This window comes from Geminicoccus flavidas (assembly GCF_009806515.1).
Lineage (GTDB): Bacteria > Pseudomonadota > Alphaproteobacteria > Geminicoccales > Geminicoccaceae > Geminicoccus > Geminicoccus flavidus.
The window spans coordinates 1-2719 of sequence record NZ_WUJP01000397.1 but is presented as its reverse complement, the minus strand read 5'-3'; the positions used below and the strand labels follow the sequence as shown (position 1 = coordinate 2719).

Annotated in this window: 3 protein-coding genes and 1 tRNA gene; 3 read left to right on the top strand and 1 reads right to left on the bottom strand. The window is 65.3% G+C overall.

Annotation, left to right across the window (positions count from 1 at the left end; genetic code table 11):
- The 3 genes from EQG76_RS11280 to EQG76_RS11270 form a co-directional block, all read left to right on the top strand.
- Positions 1 to 890, top strand: an 890-nt coding sequence (locus tag EQG76_RS11280) for a sugar phosphate isomerase/epimerase family protein (protein ID WP_159713409.1), incomplete at its 5' end; no start/stop codon positions are given.
- A 25-nt stretch (positions 891 to 915) separates the two neighbouring features.
- Entirely contained in the window at positions 916 to 1800 is an 885-nt protein-coding gene (locus EQG76_RS11275; protein WP_159713408.1) for a PfkB family carbohydrate kinase, read from the top strand.
- 224 nt (positions 1801 to 2024) lie between these two features.
- Entirely contained in the window at positions 2025 to 2456 is a 432-nt protein-coding gene (locus tag EQG76_RS11270; RefSeq protein ID WP_159713407.1) for a hypothetical protein, read from the top strand.
- Positions 2457 to 2628: 172 nt separating this feature from the next.
- Here the strand turns inward: EQG76_RS11270 and EQG76_RS11265 are convergent.
- A tRNA-Thr gene (locus EQG76_RS11265) sits at positions 2629 to 2704 on the bottom strand.
- Positions 2705 to 2719 lie beyond the last annotated feature (15 nt).

Sequence of the window (2719 nt, the reverse complement as noted above, 5' to 3'; positions counted from 1 at the left end):
TCGACCTGAACTTTCCCGACCATGTCACGGAAGAGCCCGCAGCGCTCGCCCGGCGCATCGGCGATCTCGGCCTGTCGCTCAACGGGCTGGCCATGCGCTACTACACCAACCCGGCCTTCAAGCTCGGCGCCTTCACCAACCCGGATCCGGCTGTGCGGCGGGAGGCGATCGAGCTGACCAAGCGGGGCATCGACGTGGCGCGCGCCATGGGTGCGGATCTGATGACGATCTGGCTCGGCCAGGACGGCTTCGACTATAATTTTCAGCTGGACTACGCGCAGGCCTGGGAACTGGAGGTCGCGGGCATCCGTGAGGTCGCGGCGCACGATCCGGACTGCCGGATCAGCATCGAGTACAAGCCCGACGAGCCGCGAGCCCACAGCCTGCTGCGCGATGCCGCGACCACGCTGCTCGCCATCGCCGAGGCGGGCGCGCCCAATCTCGGGGTGACCATCGACTTCGCGCACGCCCTCTATGCCGGTGAACAGCCGGCCTATGCCGCTCACCTGATCCACCGCCGCAGCCGGCTGCTGGGCGTCCACCTCAATGACGGCTTCGCCAAGCGCGACGATGGACTGATGGTGGGCGCCGTCCATCTGCGCGCGACCCTGGAATTGCTGCGGCAGATCCGCCGCGACGGCTATGCCGGCGCCCTCTACTTCGACACTTTCCCCGACGTCTCGGGCCTGGACCCGGTGGCGGAGTGCCAGGCGAACATCGCGACGGTGCGCCGCCTGCTGGCCGTGGTCGACCAGCTCGATGCCGATCACCGCCTGGGCGAGGCCCAGCTCAGCCAGGACGCGGTCGCCAGCCAGCGCATCGTCAACGAGGCGCTGATCGGCAGTGCCGGGCCGGGGGCACAGGCGGCCGGGGCGGGACCGGCGTCGTGACGGTCACTGCCGGGTGGCCTATCCCATGAGCAATGCCGAGAAGCCGGTCATCGTGGTGGTCGGCAGCCTGCACTACGACATCATGGTCGACGCGCCGGACCGGCCGCGCAAGGGCGAGACCGTCACCGGCCATGGTTGGCGCCCGAAGTTCGGCGGCAAGGGCGGCAATCAGGCGGTGGCGGCGGCGCAGGCCGGCGCCCGGGTCCGGATGGCCGGCGCGGTCGGCGACGATGAGTTCGGCCGATTCCTGCTGGAAGCTCTCCAGGCTGGCGGGGTCGAGGCCGCCCACGTCCGGAAGCTGGCCGGCATCGGCTCGGGCATGAGCGTCGCGATCTCCGATGCCGGCGGCGACTATGGCGCCGTGATCGTGTCGGGCGCCAACCTCCATCTCGATCCGGCGCATCTGGAGGAAGCGGACCTCTGGCGGGACGTCCGGGCGCTCATCCTCCAGAACGAGATCCCGGACCGCCTGAACCTGGCTGCAGCCGGCGCGGCGCATCGGGTCGGGGCCACCGTCTGCCTGAACGCCGCGCCCTTCCGGCCCCTTTCCGATGAACTCGTCGCGCTGGTCGACCTCCTGGTCGTGAACGCGCTTGAGGCCGAGGCGCTTTCAGCTGTGCCGGTGACCGACCTCGCCTCGGCTACGAAGGCGGCTCAGGCGCTGGCCGCCCGTTTTCCCATCGCGATTGTCACGGCCGGCGACGCGGGGGTGGCCGCCATGGCGCCGGGCCAGCCGCCGGTGGCCCTGGAGGCCTTGCCGGTCGAGCTGGTCAGTACCCATGGGGCCGGTGACGCCTTCATGGGTACTCTGGTCGCTGCGCTGGCCGCGGGCGGGTCCTTCGCGCAGAGCCTCGCCCAGGCCAACCGGATGGCTGCGGCCCATGTGTCCAGGAGGCCGGAGCCACTGTGAGGCCGCCGACCGCCTACCGGATATTCGTTGATGTTTCATTAGTTTCCCAGAATATCTTGTTCGCCTGTGGCCGGATGTCCTGCTGAAAGTGGATCTGGGACGAGTGGCGAGCTTTCAAGATTGTATCGGCGTTACTGTCTATAGTGCCGGCCATGCTCTTGGTCGCCAGCATGACGAGTGCCTCAAATTCTGTGCGACGCAGAATTTTTGATATGGATGATGTAATGATGAATAAGAACTACATGCGGCGTGTCGCCGTTGCGCTAACTGCGTGCCTGATCGGCGGTCAGGCAGTGGCGGCGTGCCAGCAGAGTGATATTGCTGATGAATGGCAAGCATATCTGCAGACCTACCAGAGAGGCGTGAATCCCTCTGATCTGCATGCAACTTCAACATTAAGTCAAATGGCGTCATGGACTTCAATGGGCAGTCGTTCTGCCGTAATAATTGGGGTGGAAACCGACCGCTATGGGGTATTTCCAGCTGTCTGGAACGACAGCCTGCGTCTTCTCGGGATGTATTGTGCAGGATGGGATCAAGATCACAATCCCACGCATGACCTTGAACCGCAGCAAGGACACAATTGCTGGTGTGGGGGACTTCCCCGGTGGAAAGTTCCTCGCGGCAACTTCGTGTTCACGGCCGTCCAGCCGTAGAAATGGCCTGAACCAGCTGGGGTATTTGAGAGGCGAAAGCGGCAGCGGCATGTATGTCAAAGCTGCAAGGCCGCTCATGCAGGCGGGCTGGCGCACCGATCTGCACTGTCAAAGCCGGCGCGCGCCGTACAGTCGCCGGACATCGTCTGTGCGGTAAATCCAGGAGGGAAAATGGTGCTGTCGACTGGAATCGAACCAGCGACCTCGTCCTTACCAAGGACGCGCTCTACCGACTGAGCTACGACAGCGCATCGCGTGCGTCA